The following is a 20,382-nucleotide window of genomic DNA, read 5'->3' on the forward strand; positions in this document are numbered from 1 at the left end:
CATAATTATGACTTCCAGTCATACCGCCGAGAAGTGGTCCCTTTTTCGACGCCGGACGGGGCGGCTACGCGCTGCGGCGCATCGCGGCGTAGACGTGGTGTCCCTCGCCCACGCTGAGCACGTTCACCAGCTCCCAGCCGTAGTTCGACAGGTGCTCGACGGCCTCCATCAGCGGCGGGAAGCCGCTGCTGCCCCACTTGTGGCGCGCGATGATCATCAAATGCCGGTGCGGGTAGGCGCGCAGGTCGACCTGGCCGCCGAGGATGGCGTCCGCGGTGATGACGCGCTCCTGGGCGAGCTTCTGCGGGGGTACGAGAGCCATGCCCCGCAGGGTAGGCGCGTCAGTCGAGCGGCGCCCGGTGGAGGTGCGCGACCAGGGAGCGCCAGGCGTCGGGGGTGAAGGCGAGGGCGGGGCCAGACGGGTCCTTGCTGTCCCGGACCAGCACCACCCCGGGCAGGTTCCCGGCCACCTCGACACAGTTGCCGGCATTGTCGGAACGCGACGACTTGTACCACTGCGGCTGCTTCACGGCGTCACCTTCAACTTGTGGATGAGATCGAGCGAGGCGCGCTCCGGCAGCGCCTCCCCGAGCAGGATCTCCCACTTGCGCAACATCACCCGGATCCACTCGGGGTGGTCGGCGATCTGCCCGCGAGCCGGATTGTCGAGGCAGAGCATGTGCTCGCCGTCCGACAACTCGGCAATGGCGAATCCGCCACCCAGCGAGAGGTGCGCGCCGATGTCGAGGGGCAGGACGTGCAGGCGCACCCGGGGATGCTCCGCCGCGTCGAGCAGCCGGGCGAGCTGACCGTTCATGACCCCCGGCCCGCCGATGGACCGCTGCAATGCACTCTCGTCCACGATGAAGACGCACTCCGGTGGATCGCCCTTCTCCAGCACCTTCTGCCGCGCCATGCGTAGCGCCAGCAACTCCTCTACTCGGTCCTTCGAGTAGAGGCGGCCTGCCTCGAAGATGGCTCGGGCGTACTCCTCGGTCTGCAGCAGGCCGGGGATGGCGCACGGCTCGACGTTGCGCAGCAGTACCGCCTGGTCTTCGTATCCCTGCCACGGCAGGAACCACGACGGCGAGCGGTCGCTGTCGTGCTCCTTCAGCAGGCTGGCGAGGAGGCCGCCGGTGCCGAGGGCCTGGTCGGCGGCGGCCGCGAACTCCATCGTGGGCCGGCGGCGGCCGGTCTCGATGGCGGCGACCGTTGACGGGCTCCACCGGATGGTCGCCGCCAGCGCCTCCTGCGAGACGTCCGCCCCCGCGCGAGCGGCCTTCAACGCCCGGATCCACACCTCGATGTCCATCCTCACCTCGCCGGTAAGTACGCGACCGCGCTCCGTAGTAGCCCCTGGCATCCTCCCCCGCTGATCCGACCGAGTCCAGGGTGGAGGCACGCGGCCCGGCTGGTGGAGGCGATGACCCGGCGGCCGGTCCTGCGACGGTTCGCCCCGACCGTTCCCGCCGGGGCGAACCCTCTTCCAGGGAGGCGCGAATGCGAAGAGGACGGGGAGATCTTGGAAGGAAAGTGCCCCTGGAGGGGCCTGGATCTTCCAAGATCGGCACGGGGCGGGCACACCTGCCGATGCGGCCGGCGTGGCGGTGCCGGGCGTGCGGGGCGCCGTGGCCGTGTCAGCCGGCCCGACTCGGGCTGCTGCGCGAGTTCCGGGGCGACCGAAGCGCATTGCTGTTCCATCTCGGCTCGCTGCTGGCCGAGGCATACACGCAGCTCAGCGGTGCCGCCAATCTGCACGAGCGCTTCCTCGGGTGGGCCCGAGCCCCGGGCGGCACAATGTTTCACGTGAATCATGAGCAGCCGGGTGCCGAGATCCATCACACCGATCCGTTCGCGGTGCCGACCGGGCAGCGCTCGCCGGTACGCCGGCTGCGTGGCCGGCTGGCCGCCCCGGTGACGCTCTGGACCGCGCCCGGCCCGGCCGGGCTGACGGTCTCGTCCACGCTGGTGGCGGAAGGGGAGCCGGACCGGCTGCTCGGCCTGGTCGATCCCGAGTCGGAGCTGTGGGCGGCGGTCGAGGACGCCGGGCGGTTCGCGGTCGCTCCGCTGGGCCCGCGCCACCGGCAGCTCGCCGACCGTTTCGCCGGCCTGTTCCCGTCACCCGGCGGCCTGTTCGCGCAGGACGCGTGGACCGAGACGCCCTACGGGCCGGTCCCGACGGACGCTGGCGGTTGGGCGGGGTGCCGGCTCGACGCGGCCCGGGAGTACGGCTGGGGCCTGCTGGTCGAGGCCACCGTCGAAACGGTCGACCTGCGCGAGGACGCCCCGCCCCTGCTGCACCACCGAGGCCGCTATCGCGAGCTGGCCGACTAGACCGGCACGGGGTGGCCGATTCGACAGGTACGCCCCGTGCAGCGCGGTGCAACCATCTCTCCATGACGCAGAAGAGGGTTCTGCTCTCCGGCGCCGGGATCGCCGGTGCGACCGCGGCGTACTGGCTCGCCCGCACCGGCTGGCAGGTCACCGTGGTCGAGAAGGCCGCCGGGGTCCGATCGAGTGGCAACCCGGTCGACGTACGCGGCGAGGCGGCATCGGTGGTCCGGCAGATGCAGCTCTGGCCCCGACTCCAGGAGGCCGCGACCGGGGTGAGCCGGTTGGTGGTCCTGGATGCCGGCGGCCACCGACGGGCCGTGGTCGGCACCCGGCAGACGGCTGACGCCGGGTCGGAGGTCGAGGTCGCCCGGTCCGTTCTCGCGGGGACCCTCCTCGACGCCGCGCGCGACCAGGCCGAGGTCATCGTTGGCGACTCGATCGCCGCGCTCACCCAGGACGCCGATGGCGTCGATGTCCGCTTCGAGCAGGGGAGCCCTCGACGGTTTGACCTGGTCCTCGGTGCGGACGGTCTGCACTCGGCGGTGCGGCGCCTGGCCTTCGGGCCGGAACAACGCTTCGCCAACCCGTTCGGGATGTACGTCGGGACGATGCGCACCAGCATCAGTGGCGGCGACCCGCACGAAGTGCTGCTGTTCAACCGGCCCGGGATCTCGCTGTCGATCCATCCGGCCGGCGGCAGTCCACTCGCCGCGTTCATCTTTCGAAGCGGGGAGCCGTACGACCACCACGACCGGGAGGCGGCAAAGCGCCTGGTGCGGGCCGCCTACGCGGGCAAAGGATGGGTGACCGACCAGGCGGTCGCCGACTGGCTCGTGGCCGACGACGTCTACTTCGACGCGGTCACCCGGATCGTCATGCCGTCCTGGGCGCGGGGCCGGGTCGTCCTGCTCGGGGACGCGGCCGACTGCATCTCCCTGCTGGGGGAGGGCTCCAGCAACGCCATCGTCGCCGCGAAGGCCCTTGCCGACGCGCTCGCCGAGCATCCCGGGCAGCACGGCGCCGCATTCGCCGCCTACGAAGCGACCCATCGCCGTCGGCTGCGGTCCTTCCACCGTCGAGCCGGACTCATCTCCCACTTCCTGGTTCCCGCCACGGACCTCGGTCTCCGGGTGCGGAACACGGGTTTGCGACTGACGTCGCTGTTCGCCCGTCCATGACGAACCGGGCAGTCGGTGCCCGCCGTCCGATGGGCACCACCGAGAGCGCGACCGGTTAGCGGAGTGACGTGGGTCACTCGGCGCAGTGAGGACGCCGTTGGGCGCAGGGGGCAGCCGGTGCCCGGCTGAGCCTTTCGCGGTGGGAAGCGCGCTCTCTAGCGTGCGCGGAAATTCCCCACGCCTGCGAAGGTGGTGATCCACAGATGTCCACGGACACACCCGCGTCCGCACCCTCCGAGTCGACGGCGGACCGGTACCTAGCCGTCCAGCGGTCGGACGAGTTCGCCGGGTTGCGGCGCGCGCTGCGCGGCTTCGTCTTCCCGATGACCGTCGCGTTCTTCCTGTGGTACGCGCTCTACGTCATCCTCTCCGCGTACGCGCGGGGATTCATGGGCACGAAGCTGGTCGGCAACATCAACGTCGCCCTGGTCTTCGGCCTGCTCCAGTTCGTCTCCACGTTCGTCATCGCTTGGCTCTACTCGCGGTTCGCCAACCGGCGGATCGACCCGGTCGCCGACCGAATCCGCGCCGAGATGGGGGAGGTGACCCATGAACACGGTCCTCGCGGCTGAGGCGGGCAGCACCACCGCCCGGAACCTCACCATCACGCTGTTCCTGATCTTCGTGGCGATCACCCTGGCGATCACCGTGTGGGCCAGCCGGCAGACCAAGACCGCCACCGACTTCTACGCCGGTGGGCGCTCGTTCTCCGGCTTCCAGAACGGCATGGCGATCGGCGGCGACTACATGTCCGCCGCGTCCTTCCTGGGCATCGCCGGCATCATCGCCCTCTACGGGTACGACGGCTTCCTCTACTCGATCGGGTTCCTGGTCGCCTGGCTGGTAGCGCTGCTGCTCGTCGCCGAACTGCTGCGCAACTCCGGCCGGTACACGATGGCGGACGTCCTGGCGTTCCGGATGCGGCAGCGGCCGGTCCGGACCGCGGCTGCGGTCTCCACCATCACCGTGTCGATCTTCTACCTGCTGGCCCAGATGGTCGGCGCCGGCGCGCTGGTGGCGCTGCTGCTCGGCATCAAGCCGGGCACCACGTTCCTGGGCATGGACGCCGACACCGCCAAGATCGCCACCATCATCCTGGTCGGCGCCCTGATGATCATCTACGTGACGGTCGGCGGCATGAAGGGCACCACGTACGTCCAGATCGTCAAGGCGTTCCTTCTGATGAGCGGCGCGCTGGTGATGACGCTGCTGGTGCTCGCGAAGTACAAGTTCAACCTGTCCTCGCTGCTCGGTGACGCGGCCGACGCCTCGGGCAAGGGAGCGGCCTTCCTCGAACCCGGGCTGCGCTACGGCGTGGAGACACCCGGCGACGCGCTGAAGACGTTCTACAGCAAGATGGACCTGCTCTCGCTCGGCATCGCGCTGGTGCTCGGCACGGCCGGCCTGCCGCACATCCTGATCCGCTTCTACACCGTGCCGACCGCGCGCGCGGCCCGCAAGAGCGTGCTCTGGGCGATCGGCATCATCGGTGCGTTCTACCTGCTCACCCTGGCCCTGGGCTTCGGCGCGGCGGCGATCGTCGGCGGGCAGGCGATCACCGCCCAGGACAAGGCGGGCAACACGGCCGCGCCGCAGCTCGCCGAGGCGCTCGGCGTGGACTTCTTCGGCGGCAACCTGGGCGGCGCGACACTGTTGGCGATCATCGCGGCGGTCGCGTTCGCCACGATCCTCGCGGTGGTCGCCGGGTTGACGTTGGCGTCGTCGTCGAGCCTGGCGCACGACTTCTACGCCAACGTCATCAAGCGGGGGGAGACGTCGGAGCGGCAGGAGGTGAACGTCGCCCGGATCTCCGCGCTGGTGATCGGCGCGGTCTCGATCGTACTGTCGATCTTCGCGCAGAACCTCAACGTGGCGTTCCTGGTCGCGTTGGCCTTCGCGGTCGCCGCCTCCGGCAACCTGCCGGCGATCCTCTACAGCCTGTTCTGGAAGCGGTTCAACACCTCGGGCGCGGTCTGGTCGATCTACGGCGGCCTGCTCGCCGCGGTGCTGCTGGTGTTCTTCTCGCCTGTCGTCTCCGGCGCGCCGACGGCGATGTTCCCGGACCACGACTGGCACTGGTTCCCGCTGTCCAACCCGGGCATCATCTCGATCCCGTTCGGCTTCCTGTGCGGCTGGCTCGGCACGATCCTGTCCAAGGAGCGTGACGACGACAAGTACGCGGAGCTGGAGGTGCGCTCGCTCACCGGCGCGGGCGCGCACTGACCGACACGGTCGGGAGGCGGGGCCCTGCCACAGGCGGGGGCCCCGCCTCACCTGTATAGGGTGGCGGGCATGAAGGTCGCTCCCCGGTTCGGCGCCGGTCACCGCATCCTCGTCACCGGCGGCGCCGGCTTCGTCCCGTCCCACCTGGTCGACCGGCTCGTCGAGCGCGGCTGCACCGTGGTGGTGCTGGACAACTTCGTCACCGGGTCCAAGGACAACGTGGCCCACCTGCTGGAGAAGCCGACCTTCACGCTCGTCGAGGCGGACATCTCCGACGGCCTGCCCACCGACCACCCGGCGATGGCCGAGCGGTTCGACGCGATCCTGCACATGGCGTCCCCGGCCAGCCCGACCGACTTCGAGAAGCTCCCGGTGGAGATCCTCCGGGTCGGCTCGGTGGCCACGCTGGCCCTGCTGGAGCGGGCCACCGCCGACGGCGCGCGGTTCCTGATGGCCTCCACCTCCGAGGCGTACGGGGACCCGAAGGAGCACCCGCAGCGGGAGACGTACTGGGGCAACGTCAACCCGATCGGCATCCGGAGCGTCTACGACGAGGCGAAGCGCTTCTCCGAAGCGGCCACCATGGCCTACCACCGCAGCCGGGGCACGGACACCGCGATCGTGCGGATCTTCAACACGTACGGCCCGCGGATGCGCCCGGACGACGGCCGCGCCATCCCGACCTTCATCTCCCAGGCGCTGCGCGGCGAGCCGATCACCGTGCACGGCACCGGCAACCAGACCCGGTCCATCTGCTACGTCGACGATCTGGTGCGGGGCATCCTGCTGCTGCTCGACTCGACGCAGACCGGCCCGATCAACTGCGGCACCGAGCACGAGATGTCGATGCGGCAACTGGCCGAGACGATCGTGTCACTCACCGGAAGCAGCTCCGAGGTGAGCTACATCACCCGCGCCTCGGACGACCCGGAGATGCGCCGCCCCGACCTGACGCTCGCCCGTGAACTGCTCGGATACGAGCCGACGGTGACGCCCGAAGACGGCCTCGGACGCACGATCGCGTACTTCCGCGAGCGGCTAGGGTACTGAGCCCGGCTGTCAGCCGGCTGGAAGCCGCGCGCGCCTGAGGGCGGCGGTGGACCGACCGACCTACCCTCGGTTACATGTCAGCGACCTCGTCTGCCGGCGTCCCCCTCTCCCGCCCCCTGAACCGGGGCGCGGGCCGCGCCCAGGTTCCCGGCTCCGGCCGGGACGGCACCGCGCGCGCCCGGGCCACCGAAACCCGCTGGTACCCGTCGTACGACGAGGCGCCCCGCTCGGGCGGCCCCGGCGGGCCGGGCGGACCGGGCGGTCCCGGTGGGCCGGGGGGCGGCTCCGGGGGGCAGGGGCGACGCCCCCGTCCCCGCTGGGGTCGGATCGGCCTGGTGGCCGGCGTGGCGGTGCTGGTGCTGGCGTTGCTCGGCGGCGTCGGCGCATGGTTCTACGCCCGCAATCTCAACGACGACCTGGCGCGCACCGACCCGTTCTCGGAGATCACCGGGGGTCGGCCGGCCAAGCAGGTCGACGGCGCGTTCAACATCCTGCTCGTCGGCAGCGACTCGCGCGACCCGGACGCGCCCGTCGACGGCGCCGGCAAGTGGCGGGCGGACACGCTGATCGTCATGCACATCCCGGCCGACCACAAGAGCGCCTACCTGGTCTCCGTGCCGCGTGACCTGTACGTGCCGATCCCGGAGAGCGCCGGCGCGTCCTGCGACTCCGGCTCCCGTAACAAGATCAACGCGGCGTTCGCGTTCGGCGGGCTGCCGCTGGCGGTCAAGACCGTGGAGTGCTTCACCGACGTACGCATCGACCACGTCATGGCCATTGACTTCGCCGGTTTCAAGGACGTCACCGACGCGCTGGGCGGGGTCGACCTCAAGGTGGAGCGGACCGTCACCTCGATCCACAAGCCCTACCGGACGTTCACCAAGGGCGTGAACCACATGAACGGCGCCGAGGCGCTGGACTGGGTCCGCCAGCGCAAGCAGTTCCCCGACGGCGACTTCGCCCGGATGCGCCACCAGCAGGACTTCCTGAAGGCGTTGATGGACAAGGCGGCGAGCACCGGGACGCTGACCAACCCCAAGAAGCTGAACGACTTCCTCAAGTCGGTGACCGCCGCCGTCACGGTCGACCAGGGATTCTCGTTGACCGACATGGCAGTGCAGTTCCGCAGCCTGCGCGGCGAGAACCTGACGTTCGTCACCAGCCCGAACCTGGGCGGCCAGACCGTCGACGGCCAGTCGGTGGTGGTCTCCGACCGGGAGAAGGCGCTGGCGATGTACCAGGCGATCGTCGGGGACAAGATGGCCGACTGGGTCAAGGCCAACCAGAAGGGTTCGGGCGACAACGCCGGCGGCTGACGGCACCGGGGGCTGCCGCCGAGCGGCGGCCCCTCCATCGCCCGTTCGGACACATCTCGGGAACATCGGCCGGGATTGACGGGATTACCCGCTTCAGGAGGTCGCGAGAACGGGAACAGGTACGTAAAGTGGTCCCGCCCCCGATCACCGAGCTGGAGCACGAATGTCGGTCCAGACCAGTCGTCGCCCGCACTCACCGGCACCCGGTTCCTCCGGGCGGGTCCCCCCGGTCATCCCCACACAGCCCGGTCCCGGTGGCCGTGGCCCCGGGGGCGGTGGGAAGAAGAAGCGCACCAAGCGCAAGGACCCGCTCTGGGCGAAGCTCACGCTGGCGTTCGGCGCCATCCTGATGGTGACCAGCGGCGTGGCGATCGTCGGCAGCAAGGCCGTGATCGGTCAGGCCACGAGCAACATCGCCCAGCGGAACCTGCTCGGCGACGCGGGCAAGACGGACGCCGAGGGTGGCGCCAGCCTCGAGGGCCCGATCGACATGCTGCTGCTCGGCGTGGACGCGCGGGCCCGCTGGGCCGCCGACGACGTCCGGTCGGACACGATCATCATCCTGCACATTCCGGCCAGCCACGACCAGGCTTACCTGATCTCGATCCCCCGGGACACCGAGGCGCACATCCCGCCGTCCGAGAAGGCCGGCTGGAAGGGCGGCACGGACAAGATCAACGCAGCCTTCCAGGTCGGCGCCCGCAACGGCGGCGGCTGGGAGGGCGGCGCCCAGATGATGGCCAAGACCATCAAGGGGATGACCGGCATCAGCTTCGACGGCGCCGCGATCATCAACTTCGGCGGCTTCAAGAACGTCATCGACGCGATCGGCACGGTGCGCATCTGCGTGACCGAAGAGGTCTCCTCGCTGCACATGTCGATGGTCGACGGCAAGCCGATGTGGAACGCGGACGCGAAGAAGACCGGCAAGGCCATGAAGCCCGTGACCTACAAGAAGGGCTGCCAGGAGATGGAGGGCTGGCAGGCGCTGGACTACTCCCGGCAGCGCAAGACCCTCCGCAACGGTGACTACGACCGGCAGCAGAACCAGCAGCAGCTCATCAAGGCGATGGCGAAGAAGGCGTCCCAGAACGGGACGCTGAGCAACCCGCTCAAGCTGAACGCGCTGATCAAGGCGGCCGGCAAGGCCTTCGTCCTGGACACCGGCGGCACGTCGATCGAGGACTTCATCTTCACCATGAAGGGCGTGACCGGCAACGACCTCGTCGCGCTGCGCACCAACGGCGGCACCTTCAACGGCAACGGGAACAACCGCGAGGCACTCAACCAGCTCAGCATGGAGATGTTCCAGGCGGTCAAGGACGACAAGCTCGCCGAGTTCGTCGTCAACAACCCGAGCGTCCTCTCCACCCGGAAATAGCGGAAGCCGGCACCGGCCGGCCGGTCCCCCCGTAGCCTGACGTGAGCGGGTCTCATGTCGACGCCACGGGGGGATCGTCACGTCCAGGCCAGCACGGAACCGACGCGGGCGGGGTCGACCTGCCCGCTGGCCCCGGTTCCTGCTCGGCGCCGGGCTCGCCCTGGTCCTGCTCGCCACGCTCGGCGTCGCCGGGTTGCACTGGCTCACCCACCGGTACGACCGCACGGTGACCAAGGAGCAACTGCTCGACCCGACCGCCCGGACGAAGCGGACGAACCTGGATCAGCCGCTCAACTACCTGCTGATCGGCTCCGACCACCGACCCGGCGCGAACCCCGACGACCAGCGCTCGGACACCATCCTCATCGTGCACGTGCCGGCCGGGATGCGGCAGGCGTACCTGATCTCCGTACCGCGTGACCTGCTGGTGGCCATCCCGGCGGCGCCCGGCTTCCCGGGCGGTCAGGACAAGGTCAACGCCGCGTACGAGCACGGCGGCGGCGGATCGGGCGGCACCCGGCTGCTCAGCGCCACGCTCACCCGGCTCACCGGGGTCCGCTTCGACGGGGCCGCGCTCGTCGACTTCTCCGGCTTCACCCAGGTGATCGACCAGCTCGGCGGCATCCGGATGTGCGTGGACACGCCGGTCCGCTCGATCCACACGAAGACCCAGTTCGACGCCGGCTGCCAGCAGATGGACGGGGCCCGCACGCTCGACTACGTGCGGCAGCGCTACGACCTGCCGAACGGCGACTACGACCGGCAGCGGCACCAGCAGCAGATGCTGCGGGCGGTGCTGGACCGGGCCGGGGAGACCCACCTGCGCGGCGACCCGGTGAAGTTGGACCGGGTGCTGCGCGCGGCCGGCGGGGCGTTGACCGTCGACACCAATGGCGTACCCCTGGACGAACTGGTCTTCGCGCTGCGCGCGCTGCCGGCGGACGCCCTGCGCGGCGTGCGGCTGCCCTCCTACCCGCAGACCATCGACCAGGTCTCCTACGTGGTGCTGGACACCGGCGGCGACGACCTCTTCACCGCCGTGCGCGACGCCCGGGTGCCGGAGTGGGCCGACGCCAATCCCCGCTGGGTCAACCGGCTCTGAGCCGGACGGGCGACTAGGCTTTCCCCGTGTTCGGAGCCCACCTTCCCAGCGTGCCCGCGTCGGCCGTGTCCGACGACGTCTACCTGCTCGACGTCCGGGAGGACGACGAGTGGGCCGCCGGCCACGCGCCGGCCGCCCACCACCTGCCGATGACCGAGCTGCCGGCGCGGCTCGCCGAGATCCCCGACGACCGGGAGGTCGCGGTGATCTGCCGCTCCGGCGGGCGCTCCGGCCAGGTGGTCGGCTACCTGCTGCGCAACGGGTGGGACCAGGTCCGCAACGTCGAGGGCGGGATGGGCGACTGGGCCGCCGCCGGCCGGCCCGTGGTGACCGACGACGGGCAACCGGGTCGGGTCGTCTGAGGCACGCGCCGGCCATGACCGATCCGCTGGTCTTCGCCCACCGCGGCTCGTCCCACGACCTGCCGGAGCACACCCTCGCCGCCTACCTGCGCGCCCTGGACGAGGGCGCGGACGGGCTGGAGTGCGACGTCCGGCTGACCCGCGACGGGCACCTGGTGTGCGTGCACGACCGTCGGCTGGACCGCACCAGCAACGGTCACGGCCTGGTCAGCGCGCGGACGCTCGCCGAGTTGGAGACGCTCGACTTCGGCTCCTGGCACCCGGTCGCCGGCGCGTCCCGGCTCGACGAGTCGCACACCCGGCTGCTCACGCTGGAACGGCTGCTCGACGCGGTACGTGCCGCCGGGCGGCCGGTCCGGCTGCTGATCGAGACGAAGCACCCGTCGCGTTACCGGGGCGACGTCGAGCGCCGACTGGTGGACCTGCTGCGCCGGTACGGCCTCGCGGAGCCCGGCCCGGACGACCCGGTCCGGGTGACCGTGATGTCCTTCTCGCCGCTGGCCGTACGCCGGATCCACGAACTCGCGCCGGCGCTGCCCACGGTGCTGCTGCTGGAGGTGCTGCCGCGCTGGCTGAAGCTGGGCCGGCTGCCGTTCGGCTGCCGGATCGCCGGCCCGGGAGTGGACCTGGTCCGGGCCCGCCCGCGGCTGGTGCCCGCGCTGCGGGCCGCCGGCCACGCGGTCTACGTCTGGACGGTGAACGAACCCGAGGACATGGAACTCGTGCTGGCCGCGGGGGTGGACGGGGTCATCACGGACCGGCCCGCCCGCATGTTGAGCCGGTTGGGCCGGTGAGTCCCGTCGATCCGTCGGGTGGACGGTCGACCGGCCGGGGGTGTCACCGGGGCGGACGGCGCGGCACACTCGGGACATGCCGGAGCGAACCGACTACCCCTCCCTCATCGCCGGCCACACCAGCGTGATCAAGATGATCAACTCCGGGGAGTCCGGCCTCTCCGTGCTCAACCGCCTGCTCCGCGAGGTCGAGCCGGCGGTCGGCGCGGCCGGCCTGGTCTTCGTCGAGTTCACCCCGGCCGGCGGGCGGGTGATCGCGGCGACCGGCAGCGCCGAGTTCGTGACCGGCCGGCCGCTGCCGGCCACCGACCCGGCCACCGTCTGCCTGCTGGCCGGCCCGCCGGTGCGGGAGGTCCGGGTCGACGCGATCCCCGGCGCGCTCGCCGACGAGGTCGCCGGCCGAGGGCTGCGCCGGATGATCGTGGCGCGCGCCGAGATCGCCGGGCTCACCGTCGGCAGCCTGCACGCCCTCTACCCGGCCGGTGATCCGCTGGACGCCTCGCAGCGCGCCGTCGTCGGCTACGTGGCCGCCTGCATCGCCCACATGTACGGCGACCAGACCGGCCTGCCGGTGCACGGCGACGGCCCGGTCGTGGCGGCGCTCGCCGACGGCCTGGCCGTGGTGGACCGCGACCACCGGGTCCGGCTGTGGAACCCGGCCGCCGCCCAGGTGACCGGCCGGACGACCGATGAGGCGCTGAGCCGGCCGCTGCCGTTCCCGCTGCCCCCGTCCGGGCAGGTGCTGGATCACCGGCTGCCGGACGGACGCTGGCTGCGGATCACCTCGGGCGAACTGCCCGGCCCGACCGCGCTGCGGGTGGTGACCTTCCGCGACATCACCGACCAGCAGCGCCGCGACCACGACCGGGATCTCTTCGTCGCAGTGACCAGCCACGAGCTGCGCACGCCGGTCACCGTCATCAAGGGGTACGCGGACACCCTCACCGACCACTGGGAGTCGCTCAGCGACGGCGACCGCCGGCAGGCCGCCCGGATCATCGGGCAGCGCGCCAACGAGCTGGCCCGGTTGGTCGACAGGCTGCTCACCGCCGCCACCGAGAGCCGGCCCGGCGGGGAGCCGGCCGCCCCGTTCGACCTGGTCGACGCGCTGCGCGCGGCCGTGCTCGACCTGCCGGCCGACCTCCGGCACCGGATCGTGCTCGACCTGCCGACCGACCTGCCCAAGGCGCTCGGCGACCGGCACAGCCTGGCCACCGTGCTGACCGAGCTGGGCACCAACGCCGGGAAGTACTCGCTGCCGGACACGCCCATCGAGATCGGCGCCGACGCGAACGAGCGCACCGTCTCGTTCCGGGTCGCCGACCGGGGCATCGGCATCCGGCCGGAGCACGTGGAACGGGCCTTCGACCGGTTCTGGCAGGGCGAGTCCGGCGACCGTCGGCGCTATCCCGGCGCCGGGTTGGGTCTCTATCTCGTCCGGCAGATCGTTGAACAGCAGAATGGATGGGTATCCCTGCGACCGAGGACCGGCGGGGGTACGGTCGCGGAGGTGCGGCTGCCCCGGGGCTGACCCGGGTGTCCACGGGGGTGGAGGGACGACGTGTCGACGCGACCGGCCGAACGTTCGTGGTGCGTGGTGGTGCCCCACCACGCGACCGGCGCGCGCGTGGCGCGGCACCGGCTCGCCGACGAGCTGACCGGCGTCGTGACCCCGGCCCTGCTCGCCGACCTGGTGGCGGTCCTCGCCGAGCTGGTCGGCAACGCGGTCCGGCACGCCGAGGCGCTGCCCGGCGGCGTGGTCCGGGTGGCCTGGCGGCTCCGCGCCGGCGACCGTGGGCCGACCGTCCAACTCCGGGTCACCGACGGTGGCGCCGGCGCCGGCCCGCGGATGCGGGTCGCCTCACCGGACGCGGTCGACGGGCGCGGGCTGCACATCGTCGCCGGGCTCTCGACCCGGTGGGGCGTCGAGCGGGACGGCCTCGGCCAGAGCGTCTGGGCGGAGTTCGACCCCGCCCCGTCGCACCGGCCGGACCTGGTCGCCGCCGGCTGAGCCGGGTGGGCAGGCGGGTCCTGCCCCCGGCGGCCCCGCCGGGCCTCTAGGCTGTCTCGCCGTGAGCAAGCGTCGAAAGAACCAGCGGGCCGAAGCCACCCCGAAGCGGGAGAAGGTGCGCGACGTCTTCGTGCCCCGACCGTTCGAGGGCCTGGCCGACGAGCCGGAGTGGATCGCCCTGCGCGAGCTGGTGCCGGCCGCGTCCGCGCCGCTGCGGTTGACCCCGGAGCTGGTCGAGGAGTACGGCGACCGACCGGTCGTCCTGGCCACCGTGCTGCCGATGGCCGCTCCGGCGGTCGCCAAGCCGGACGGGCGGGTCCTGATCGGCCTGCAACGGCACCAGCAGTCCGGCGACGTCTCCCGGGACCTGGCCGACGCGCTGCTCTGCGCGCTGCGTACCGAGCCGGGCAGGCAGGTGAGCGTGCCGCCGCTGCCCGGCCCCGGCCCCCGCCTCCAGGACATCCTGGTGGACGGCCCGCTGGAGATCAGCATGCACGACGGGTTCGAGTTCTGGCTCGACCCGGGCGCCGGCGACGACCCGACCGTGCAGGCGTCGCTGGAGCGCGCCAACGCGGCGATCTACCCGACGGTGAAGCTGGACGCGGCGCGGGCGGCGTACTGGTGCCAGGTGCCGGAGAAGGCCCACGTGCGGTGGGTGCTGCCGGACGACGAGGACGCCGCGCTGGACGCCCTGTCCCGGCTGGGCGCGGCCGGGGAGCTGACCCTGGGCGACGGCACGAAGTTCGCCGGCATGTTCCGGGCGCACGGCCGCCTGACGCCGGTCTGGGACCTGCCGGAGGACACGCCGGCCGCCGAGTGGGAGGGCCCGGTGGCCGAGTTCGCCAAGCGCTACGCCGAGGCGCTGGGCGAGCGGGAGCCGCTGGACGCGGCCGGCCGGCGTGCCCGCCAGGGCCTGCTCGGCCGCCAGCTCACCCTGCGCTGAGCCCCGGGTGTAAGGCGGGGCCCCCTGTTAACGCCTTGGCGTGAGAGGGGGCCCCTTCTCTACCGGAGGCGTTAAGAGGGGGCCCCGCCTTTCTCCCGGACCAGGGGGCAGGACATGCAGCGGGGGCCGCCCCGGCCGGAGCCCAGCTCGGAGCCGGCGATGGCGATCACCTCGATGCCGGCCCGCTCCAACTGCGCGTTGGTCTCCACGTTGCGTTCGTAGCCCACGCAGAGGCGCGGCGCGAGGGCGAGCGTGTTGTTGCCGTCGTCCCACTGCTCGCGTTCGGCGGTGACCGGGTCCAGGCCGGTGTCGATCACCCTGAGCTGGTCGAGGTCCATCGCGTCGGCGGCGGCCCGCAGGAAGGGGGCCGGCCCGTCGACCCTCGGCTCGCCGTCGGGGCCGGCCACGACGGTGTACGCGGACAGCTCACTGGCGATGTTCGGATACATCAGCACGGCGTCCACGTCGACCATGGTGCAGACCGTGTCCAGGTGCATGGTGGCGCGTTCCTGGGCGATCGGCACCACCAGGATGGTGTGCGCCAGCCCGGCGGCGAAGACCTGCCGGGCCAGCCGCTCGGCGCCGGCCGGGGTGGTGCGCTCCCCGACGCCGACGGCGAGCACGCCCGGCGCGAGCAGCAGCACGTCGCCGCCCTCGAGGTGCTCCAGCCCGGGGTGGTAGACGAACTCGGTGCCGACGAAGCGCGGGTGGTAGCGGTAGATCGCGTCGGTGAGCGTGGTCTCCCGCCGCCGGGCCGGCATGGCGAGGCTGGTCACGCCGACCCGGTCGCCGATCCACACCGACGAGTCGCGGGTGAAGAGAAGATTGGGTAGCGGGTCGATGACGAAGTCGTGTCGGTCCATCAACGTCCAGACCAGGCCGCCCGGCCGCTCCGCGCCGATCCGCAGCTCCTCGTGCGCGAGCCCGGCCATGAACACGTCGGCCAGGGCGGCCGGATCGAGGTACGCCAGGTGGTCGGCGACCCGGGCGCGCAGCGTGTCGCCGAGGCGGGGCGAGCGCAGCACCTGTTCGGTCAGCTCGCCGCGGGCGTCCGGCACGGCGAGCGTCTCGGCCAGCAGGTCGGCCAGGTAGAGCACCTCCACGCCGCGCGAGCGCAGCGCGGCCGCGAACGCGTCGTGCTCCTCCTGCGCCCGTCCCACCCATGGGATAGCGTCGAAGAGGAGGGAGTCGTTGTTGCGTGGGGTGAGGCGGGCGAGTTCCGGCCCCGGGCGGTGCAGCAGCACCGTGCCGAGTCGGGCGACTTCGCTGTCCACGTAGTGCGTCACCCCCGCAGCCTAGGGCAGGCTTCCGCACCATCCGGAAAAGAAGTGTGAATGAATATGGCATTCATCCACACTCATTCCGGCGGTCCAACTTGCTTAGACCCCGGGTGTGCAACGTAGGGTAGTGGAGACATAACTTCGAGAGACCTTTTGCCGGAGGTCGCGATGACTGTCTTTCCCGCTCGTCGAGCCGTACCGAGCCGGGCACTGCCGCCCCGCGCGGTGCCGCCGCCACGGGTCGAGGCCACGTCGGTGCTCGAACCGGCCCGGCCGACTCCACTGGAGTGGGCCCGCCGACGTCGAGCCGAGCGGGGTGCCCGCCGGCTGGAGGCCGCCGGGGCCCGCGCCCTGGGGCAACTCGACCACCTCGGTCCCGCCTGGCACGTCATCGAGTGGCCCCGGACGGACCCGGCCGACGCGCTGTTCGACCACGGCGACGAGGACCGGGCCGGGTTCCTCGCGATCGGGCCGAGCGGTCTCTTCGCGGTCACCATCGCCGACCACGGCCGGGCCCGGGTGCTCGTCGCGGGCGACGTCGTGCAGATCAACGGCAAGCGTCCGCCCTATGTGGCCGAGGCGCGCCGCGACGCCAAGCGGGCCAGCAAGGCGCTCTCCGACGCGGTCGGGCTGCCGATCCCGGTGACGCCGGTGCTGACCTTCGTCGGCTCCGGCGTCATCAGCGTCTACGGCCTGCCCAAGGACTGCCTCATGGCCACCCACCGGGAGCTGGACCGCCTGCTGGTGGCCGCCGGCAACCGGATCACCCCGGCCACCGCCGAGAAGCTGTCCCGGGTCGCCCAGGCGCCGTCGACGTGGCTGAACGGCACGTACCGTCCATCTGCCGACTACCGGTGGTATGACGAGGGCCGAACGGCCGCTGACAAGCGGGCCGCCCGGCGGTAACGTCTCCGACGACGCCACGCGGTCCGCGGCACCGCCCCCGACCGGTTCGTCGGTCCGCGTCGTCGCCGGCCGCCCGACCCCCCGGGGCTACCGCCGCACCGACGCATGTCCCCCGGTCACCGAGCCGCTCGGCCCCTCGGGCGGCGACGGAGACCGGGAAGCGCAGCGCGGCCGGAAGGTCGCCGTGCCGACCGGCTAGCGTGGACGGACCGTCGGTGTACATAGGAGGCGCGGTGGCCCACGTCGAGCTCTCACTCTCGGAAGTGTTCCCGTCCTCGACGGCGACCCCCACCGAGCAGGAGTCCGACAACTTCGCGCAGTGGTCCGGGACGGTCTCCCGGGCCGCCGAGCCGTGCCTGTTGATCGACGCCGACACCACGGTGGTGGCCATCTCCTCATCCGGCTGCGACCTGCTCTGCCTCGGCGCTCCGGACGACGTGATCGGCCTGCCGCTGCTGGAGGGCGGCCTGCGCCTGGTCGACTTCACCGCCAGCCCGAGCGAGCTGACCGAGCAGGAGACCGACAAGATCCCCCCGCTGCTGGCGCTCCTCTCCGGCCGGCTCGCCCGCGGGCTGCTGCGGGTCCAGGGCCCCGGCGCCGATGCCGGGACCACCGTGGACGCGATTTCCACCCCGGTGCTCAGCGGCGCCGCGGTGGCCGGCTCGCTCACGTTCTTCTCCGTGCTCTGACCCGGCGGAGCAACGGTCCGCGCACCCGGCTTCACCCCGGCGGGTGAGCCTCCTACGATGGGCTCGGCCCCCGGGCCGTGACGACGCCCGTCGATGTCGAGGACTGCATCGTGCCCCGCACCACGCCCCTGACGGCGACGCTGTTCGCGCTGCTCGCGCTCACCGCCTGCGGCCGGCCGCCCGAGCTGCGCGAACCGCCCGCCACCACCGGCGCCCCGCGCGCCTCGGCGTCGGCCACGCCCTCGAACGCGACCCCGACCGCGCCGGCCACCGCCACCCCGAGCGCGCCCGCCGTGCCGCCCGCGCCGACCGCCCCGGCGCCCGACCCGGCCGCCACCCCCTGCCGCGGCGCACCGTCCGGGACCCGGATCGTCGCGCTGCTGCGGGGCTCCGCCGGCGTACTCCCGCGCACCGTACGGGTCACCGTGCGGACCGGGCCGCTCTGCGCCGAGGGCTGGCACTACACCGTGCTCGCGGTCGCCGGGCACGAGGAACTCCAGGCGGTCACCCGGGGCCGCGACAAGCTCACCCTGGTGACCGCCGGTACGGACGTCTGCGGCGTCGAGGTGCGCGCCACCGCGCCGGCGGGCATCCGCACCCTGGCCTGCGACGGTGTCCCGGGTGCGTAGGCTGGTCGCCATGCCGGGAACACCGCCCACCCGCTTCGTCTACCTCGGCCCCGAGGGCACCTTCGCCGAACAGGCGCTGCGCACCGTGCCCGCCGCCGAACGGGGTGACCGCACACCGGCCCGCAGCGTGGGCGAGGCGCTCGACGCGGTACGGGCCGGGGACGCCGACGCCGCGCTGGTGCCGCTGGAGAACTCGATCGGCGGCGCGGTCGGGGTGACCCTGGACGAGCTGGCCGAGGGCGACCCGCTGGTGATCACGCGGGAGGTGGTCCTGCCGGTGGAGTTCGTGCTCGCCGGCCGCGCCGGCGTCACGTTGGGCTCGGTGCGCAGCGTGGCCGCCCACCCGCAGGCGTCCACCCAGTGCCGCGGCTGGCTCCGCGACCACCTGCCCGACGCCACAGTGGTCGACGTGCTCTCCAACGGCGCCGCCGCGGCCGGCGCGGCCAACGGTGAGTACGACGCCGCCGTCTGCGCCCCGATAGGTGCCACCCGGCACCGGCTGACCGTCTTCGCGGACAAGATCGCCGACCATCCCGACGCGGTGACCCGGTTCGCGCTGGTGTCCCGCCCCGGGCCGCCCCCGCCGTCGACCGGCGACGACCTCACCTCGCTCGCGGTCTACATCGCGCACGACCGGGTGGGCGCACTGCTGTCGGTGCTCATGGAGTTGGCCGTGCGCGGGGTGAACCTGACCCGGATCGAGTCCCGCCCGACCGGCGAGGCGCTCGGGCGCTACGTGTTCTTCCTGGACTGCACCGGGCACGTCGCCGACGTACGCCTCGGCGAGGCGCTGCGCGGGCTGCGCCGGGTCTGCGCCGACGTGCGCTTCCTCGGGTCGTACCCCCGGCACCGCTGGAGCACGGCGGCGGGTGACCGGCCGACGCCCGCGCCGGCCGGCCTCTCCGACGCCGACTGGGCCGACGCGGCGGCCTGGCTGGCCCGGCTGCGCGCCGGCGAGCTGAGCTGACCGGGTCGGGTGCACCCCCCAGCGGCGCACCCGACCCGGGCGGTCACTGGAGCAGACCGCCGAGCAGGCCGCCCTGCTGCTGCTGGGCGCCGCTGCCGGCCACCGGCGGCTCCTCGGAGGGCTGGACCACGACGAAGCCCTGGCCGGCGAAGCTCATCGTGAACGCCTCACCGGTGCTGCGCCCGAGCAGCGTGCCGAGGCCGAGCTGTTCGGCCCGGTGGTAGCCGGTCTGCAGGTTGGCCGACCAGCAGACCGCCGCCTGCGGGTCGACGTAGGTCGGCGCGTCCACGTTCAGCACCACCGGGGTGCCCTTGGTGGTGACCGCGATCCGGCCGTGCCCGGTGAAGACGCAGTTGAACAGGCCGGCGGAGGACGCCATGCCCATGCCGCTGACCATCTTGATGTCGTACTGGAGGCTGGCGTCGAACGCCAGCACGCTGGAGCCGTTGATGGACAGGGCGTCGCCGGGCTCCAGGTCGATGACGTGCACGTCCTTGGCGGCCTCGGCGAGGAAGACGTCCCCGCGCCCGGAGAGCTTCATCAGCGGGACGCCCTCGCCGGTGAGCCGCTGCTTGATGAACTTGCCGATGCCACCCGAGCCGAGGGCCTGGAACTGCACCTGGCCCTGGTAGGCGACCATCGACCCGACGCGGGCCATCGCCTCGCCGTTCAGCTCGATCTTCAGCATCTTGGAGTTCTGCAGCCGCATGCCCGGCTGCTGGGACTCCTTCTCGAGATTCGCCGCGGAGAACAGCTCGCTGCGCATGGGTTCTTCCTCCTGCATCGGGATGTGCCTGCACCGGAGGTTAGGGGACGGGCGCAAGCGCGGGGATCGGCCGAGCGGAGGCGGCCGGGACCCGGTCAGCCCCAGCCGAGGGCGTGCAGTCGCTCGTCGTCGATGCCGAAGTGGTGGGCGATCTCGTGCACCACTGTCACCGCGACCTCGTCGACGACGTCCTCGTCGGTGTCGCAGATCGCCAGGATCGGGTTCCGGTAGATCAGGATGCGGTCGGGCAGCACACCGGCGTAGTCCCAGCCGCGCGTGGTGAGCGCGTGCCCCTCGTAGAGCCCGAGCAGGTTCTCGCCGGGCGGCGGGTCGTCCTCCACCAGGATGACCACGTTGCTCATCAGCCCGAGCAGCTCCTCGGGCACCTCGTCGAGCGCCTCGCCGACCAGTTCCTCGAACCGGTCCCGGCTCATCTCCACGGCCACGCCGC

Annotated in this window: 23 protein-coding genes; 17 read left to right on the plus strand and 6 right to left on the minus strand. The window is 72.1% G+C overall.

Going from position 1 to position 20,382, the window contains the following annotated elements:
- Positions 1–64: 64 nt before the first annotated feature.
- The 3 genes from ACIA5A_RS11535 to ACIA5A_RS11545 are packed head-to-tail and all read right to left on the minus strand — an operon-like array spanning position 65 to position 1,312.
- A complete protein-coding gene (locus ACIA5A_RS11535) occupies positions 65–322 on the minus strand; it encodes a hypothetical protein (protein WP_396759715.1) in 258 nt (85 codons plus the stop codon).
- Between the two features lie 19 nt (positions 323–341).
- Entirely contained in the window at positions 342–530 is a 189-nt protein-coding gene (locus ACIA5A_RS11540) for a DUF397 domain-containing protein (RefSeq protein ID WP_396759718.1), read from the minus strand.
- Positions 527–1,312 (minus strand): Scr1 family TA system antitoxin-like transcriptional regulator, encoded by a 786-nt coding sequence (locus ACIA5A_RS11545; protein ID WP_396759721.1) that lies wholly within the window; start codon positions 1,310–1,312, stop codon positions 527–529. The genes ACIA5A_RS11540 and ACIA5A_RS11545 overlap by 4 nt, the downstream gene beginning before the upstream one ends.
- A gap of 278 nt (positions 1,313–1,590) precedes the next feature.
- On the opposite strand from ACIA5A_RS11545, the gene ACIA5A_RS11550 reads away from it, so the two are divergent.
- From ACIA5A_RS11550 to ACIA5A_RS11610, 13 genes are all read left to right on the plus strand, one after another.
- Positions 1,591–2,334: a flavin reductase family protein gene (locus ACIA5A_RS11550; RefSeq protein WP_396759724.1), complete on the plus strand. Its 744-nt coding sequence runs from the start codon at positions 1,591–1,593 to the stop codon at positions 2,332–2,334.
- 62 nt (positions 2,335–2,396) lie between these two features.
- On the plus strand, positions 2,397–3,512 hold the full coding sequence (locus ACIA5A_RS11555) for an FAD-dependent monooxygenase (RefSeq protein ID WP_396759727.1): 1,116 nt from the start codon (positions 2,397–2,399) through the stop codon (positions 3,510–3,512).
- A 203-nt stretch (positions 3,513–3,715) separates the two neighbouring features.
- Positions 3,716–4,084: a DUF485 domain-containing protein gene (locus ACIA5A_RS11560; protein WP_396759729.1), complete on the plus strand. Its 369-nt coding sequence runs from the start codon at positions 3,716–3,718 to the stop codon at positions 4,082–4,084.
- Entirely contained in the window at positions 4,062–5,735 is a 1,674-nt protein-coding gene (locus ACIA5A_RS11565; protein WP_396759731.1) for a cation acetate symporter, read from the plus strand. The genes ACIA5A_RS11560 and ACIA5A_RS11565 overlap by 23 nt, the downstream gene beginning before the upstream one ends.
- Before the next feature lie 69 nt (positions 5,736–5,804).
- On the plus strand, positions 5,805–6,785 hold the full coding sequence (locus ACIA5A_RS11570; protein ID WP_396759734.1) for an NAD-dependent epimerase/dehydratase family protein: 981 nt from the start codon (positions 5,805–5,807) through the stop codon (positions 6,783–6,785).
- A gap of 74 nt (positions 6,786–6,859) precedes the next feature.
- On the plus strand, positions 6,860–8,101 hold the full coding sequence (locus tag ACIA5A_RS11575; RefSeq protein ID WP_396759736.1) for an LCP family protein: 1,242 nt from the start codon (positions 6,860–6,862) through the stop codon (positions 8,099–8,101).
- Between the two features lie 163 nt (positions 8,102–8,264).
- Entirely contained in the window at positions 8,265–9,482 is a 1,218-nt protein-coding gene (locus tag ACIA5A_RS11580) for an LCP family protein (protein WP_396759739.1), read from the plus strand.
- A 166-nt stretch (positions 9,483–9,648) separates the two neighbouring features.
- Positions 9,649–10,584: an LCP family protein gene (locus ACIA5A_RS11585; protein ID WP_396760151.1), complete on the plus strand. Its 936-nt coding sequence runs from the start codon at positions 9,649–9,651 to the stop codon at positions 10,582–10,584.
- A gap of 26 nt (positions 10,585–10,610) precedes the next feature.
- Complete coding sequence (locus tag ACIA5A_RS11590; protein ID WP_396759742.1) at positions 10,611–10,946, plus strand: rhodanese-like domain-containing protein; 336 nt, start codon at positions 10,611–10,613, stop codon at positions 10,944–10,946.
- A 14-nt stretch (positions 10,947–10,960) separates the two neighbouring features.
- Positions 10,961–11,740 (plus strand): glycerophosphodiester phosphodiesterase, encoded by a 780-nt coding sequence (locus tag ACIA5A_RS11595; RefSeq protein WP_396759744.1) that lies wholly within the window; start codon positions 10,961–10,963, stop codon positions 11,738–11,740.
- A 76-nt stretch (positions 11,741–11,816) separates the two neighbouring features.
- Positions 11,817–13,271: an ATP-binding protein gene (locus ACIA5A_RS11600; protein WP_396759747.1), complete on the plus strand. Its 1,455-nt coding sequence runs from the start codon at positions 11,817–11,819 to the stop codon at positions 13,269–13,271.
- A 63-nt stretch (positions 13,272–13,334) separates the two neighbouring features.
- Positions 13,335–13,751, plus strand: coding sequence for an ATP-binding protein (locus tag ACIA5A_RS11605; protein WP_396760154.1), 417 nt, complete (start codon positions 13,335–13,337; stop codon positions 13,749–13,751).
- Positions 13,752–13,812: 61 nt separating this feature from the next.
- Complete coding sequence (locus tag ACIA5A_RS11610; RefSeq protein ID WP_396759750.1) at positions 13,813–14,694, plus strand: DUF5926 family protein; 882 nt, start codon at positions 13,813–13,815, stop codon at positions 14,692–14,694.
- A gap of 71 nt (positions 14,695–14,765) precedes the next feature.
- Here the strand turns inward: ACIA5A_RS11610 and ACIA5A_RS11615 are convergent, their stop codons facing one another.
- Positions 14,766–15,980 carry an arginine deiminase gene (locus tag ACIA5A_RS11615; RefSeq protein WP_396759753.1) on the minus strand — a complete coding sequence of 405 codons (1,215 nt, stop codon included), beginning with the start codon at positions 15,978–15,980 and terminating at the stop codon, positions 14,766–14,768.
- A gap of 162 nt (positions 15,981–16,142) precedes the next feature.
- On the opposite strand from ACIA5A_RS11615, the gene ACIA5A_RS11620 reads away from it, so the two are divergent.
- From ACIA5A_RS11620 to pheA, 4 genes are all read left to right on the plus strand, one after another.
- Positions 16,143–16,880 carry a hypothetical protein gene (locus ACIA5A_RS11620; RefSeq protein WP_396759756.1) on the plus strand — a complete coding sequence of 246 codons (738 nt, stop codon included), beginning with the start codon at positions 16,143–16,145 and terminating at the stop codon, positions 16,878–16,880.
- Positions 16,881–17,113: 233 nt separating this feature from the next.
- Positions 17,114–17,569: a hypothetical protein gene (locus ACIA5A_RS11625; RefSeq protein WP_396759759.1), complete on the plus strand. Its 456-nt coding sequence runs from the start codon at positions 17,114–17,116 to the stop codon at positions 17,567–17,569.
- A 110-nt stretch (positions 17,570–17,679) separates the two neighbouring features.
- The gene (locus tag ACIA5A_RS11630; RefSeq protein WP_396759762.1) at positions 17,680–18,198 is read left to right on the plus strand and encodes a hypothetical protein; all 519 of its coding nucleotides are present in this window, start codon (positions 17,680–17,682) and stop codon (positions 18,196–18,198) included.
- A gap of 10 nt (positions 18,199–18,208) precedes the next feature.
- Positions 18,209–19,165: a prephenate dehydratase gene (pheA, locus tag ACIA5A_RS11635; protein ID WP_396759765.1), complete on the plus strand. Its 957-nt coding sequence runs from the start codon at positions 18,209–18,211 to the stop codon at positions 19,163–19,165.
- A gap of 43 nt (positions 19,166–19,208) precedes the next feature.
- Here pheA and ACIA5A_RS11640 read toward each other — a convergent pair whose 3' ends face one another.
- Both ACIA5A_RS11640 and ACIA5A_RS11645 read right to left on the minus strand, forming a co-directional pair.
- On the minus strand, positions 19,209–19,931 hold the full coding sequence (locus ACIA5A_RS11640) for an AIM24 family protein (protein ID WP_181570927.1): 723 nt from the start codon (positions 19,929–19,931) through the stop codon (positions 19,209–19,211).
- A gap of 95 nt (positions 19,932–20,026) precedes the next feature.
- A complete protein-coding gene (locus ACIA5A_RS11645) occupies positions 20,027–20,371 on the minus strand; it encodes a metallopeptidase family protein (protein ID WP_396760157.1) in 345 nt (114 codons plus the stop codon).
- Between the last annotated feature and the right edge of the window lie 11 nt (positions 20,372–20,382).

Origin of the sequence: Micromonospora sp. NPDC051300, assembly GCF_044455315.1 — a bacterium.
Taxonomy (GTDB): domain Bacteria; phylum Actinomycetota; class Actinomycetes; order Mycobacteriales; family Micromonosporaceae; genus Micromonospora; species Micromonospora robiginosa.